The 2,280-nt window shown below is 73.5% G+C and carries 1 protein-coding gene and 1 pseudogene; both read left to right on the forward strand.

Annotated features, from left to right (window positions below; all coding sequences use genetic code 11):
* The first annotated feature begins 473 nt into the window (after nucleotides 1-473).
* On the forward strand, nucleotides 474-1,946 hold the full coding sequence (locus tag VFZ20_RS25030) for an NADP-dependent isocitrate dehydrogenase (protein WP_349264127.1): 1,473 nt from the start codon (nucleotides 474-476) through the stop codon (nucleotides 1,944-1,946).
* Nucleotides 1,943-2,280 (forward strand): annotated as a pseudogene (locus tag VFZ20_RS25035) (hypothetical protein); the annotation flags it as partial. The gene VFZ20_RS25030 and the pseudogene VFZ20_RS25035, both read left to right, overlap by 4 nt.

Below are 2,280 nucleotides of genomic sequence, written 5' to 3' on the forward strand. Positions count from 1 at the left end.
GACACAAGATCCTTCGGTCGCGCCAACGTCCCGCGCGCGTTCACGTTACGCGCGGCGCTCCCCCAGGATGACGCTCTTGGGGTTCCGCTGGAAAGGAGGTCGGCCAACCCCTCTCCGGAAATCAAATGGCCAGCCTTTTACGTGGCTTCGGGATGAGCGGGAGCCCGCCTTCGCGCCGCTGGAGAACGGGATGGCGGGTGAGGGATCGCGCCCCCGCTTGCGCGTCCGGCTGATTGGACATACCTTCTGCACATACGCTTCGGCAGGAGGCATCGCCCGGGAGGGCGGGGCGGACTGACGGGGCCACAGACAGGCAGCACGAGCAGCGCGCACGCTCCCCCGGGAGCGGACCCGCTGAAGGTACGCCGACCCGCGACGACCCCGTCGCAGGCCGGCGTTTTTTGTTTCCCCCAGGCGCGAGGCGAGACGAAATGACGACGACGATGGCGAGCGGCACCCTTTCCCTGCCGGGCATGCTTTCCCACCGCGACGCGGACGTGGCCACGGAGCGCGCCGTCACCGTGGCGCGCGGCGACGGCATCGGGCCCGAGATCATGGACGCCACCCTGCGCGTGCTGGACGCCGCCGGCGCCGCGCTGCGCTGCGAGCACATCGACGTGGGCGAGCGCGCCTACCTGCGGGGGCACTCGTCGGGCATCCCCGCCGAGGCGTGGGAGTCCATCCGCCGCACGGGCGTGCTGCTCAAGGCGCCCATCACCACGCCGCAGGGCGGGGGCTACAAGAGCCTCAACGTCACCATCCGCAAGGCCATGGGCCTGTTCGCCAACGTGCGGCCCACGCGGTCGTACGCGCCGTTCGTCCCCTGCGCGCACCCCGCGATGGACCTGGTCATCATCCGCGAGAACGAGGAGGACCTGTACGCCGGCATCGAGCACCAGCAGACAGCCGAGGTGGCGCAGGTGCTCAAGCTGGTCACCCGGCCCGGGTGCGAGCGCATCGTGCGCTACGCGTTCGAGTACGCCCGGGCGCACGGCCGCCGCCGGGTCACGTGCATGACCAAGGACAACATCATGAAGCAGACGGACGGGCTCTTTCACCGCGTGTTCCACGAGGTGGCGGCGGAGTACCCCGACGTCCAGGGCGAGCACCAGATCATCGACATCGGCACGGCGCGGCTGGCGGCCCAGCCGGAGCGCTTCGACGTGATCGTCACCCTGAACCTGTACGGCGACATCCTGTCCGACGTGGCGGCCCAGGTGGCCGGGTCCGTGGGGCTGGCCGGCTCCGCCAACGTGGGCGAGCGGGTGGCCATGTTCGAGGCCGTGCACGGCTCCGCGCCCGACATCGCCGGGCAGGACGTGGCCAACCCCTCGGGCCTGCTCTCGGCCGCGGCGCAGATGCTGGTGCACCTGGGCCAGGCGCAGGTGGCGGAGCACATCACCAACGCGTGGCTGCGCACGCTGGAAGACGGCGTTCACACGGCGGACGTCCACCGCCCCGGCCACAGCGCGCGCCGGGTGGGGACGCAGGCGTTCGCCGACGCCGTCATCGACCGCCTGGGCCAGGCGCCCCGCGGTCTGCAGCCCGCGCGCTACCGGGCCGGCGGCATCCAGGTCCGCACGGCGCCCCCCGTCCCGCGCGAGAAGCGGCTGGACGGCGTGGACGTGTTCCTGGACTGGGACGAGGCGGACCGCGACCCGGAGATCCTGGCCGCGCGCATCGGCGCGGCGGCGCCGGCGGGATGGCGGCTCAAGATGATCACCAACCGCGGGGTGAAGGTCTTTCCCGGCGGCTTTCCCGAGACGTTCCGCACGGACCACTGGCGGTGCCGCTTCGTCCCCTGGACGCGGACGGAGCCCGTGCGCTTCGCGGACGTGGTGACCCTGCTGGCGGGGCTGGACCACGCGGGGCTGGAGGTGATCAAGACGGAGCACCTGTACGCCTGGGACGGCGTGCCGGGCTACTCGCTGGGGCAGGGGGAATGATGCCGGCCACGGCGGCGACCCCGTTCGCGGGGATGGAGGTGGTGCTGGCCGCGGCGCACCCCGGCGGCGAGGACGCCGCCGTGGGGCCCGTGCTGGAGGTCGCGCTGGGCGTGCGCGCCGTTCCCCTGGCCCTGGACGGCGCGGGCGACGAGGCGCCCGGGGACCCGCTGGCGGCCGCGCGCCGCCGCGCCGCGCTGGCCCGCGGCCGGCGGGGAGACGCGCCCCTGGTGGCCGCGTGCGCGGGCACACTCGTGGAGGCCGCCACGCACCCCGGACGGATGGTGGCGCGGGAGCACGTGCTGCTGTCGTGGCTGGCGCCCGGGGGCGCCGCCCT

The sequence above is a fragment of the Longimicrobium sp. genome (genome assembly GCF_036280135.1).
Taxonomy (GTDB): Bacteria; Gemmatimonadota; Gemmatimonadetes; order Longimicrobiales; family Longimicrobiaceae; genus Longimicrobium.

Bases quoted from the DNA above. Each gene is read 5' to 3' on its own strand.
- VFZ20_RS25030 (WP_349264127.1), top strand. From the start codon at position 474: ATGCTTTCCCACCGCGACGCGGACGTGGCCACGGAGCGCGCCGTCACC.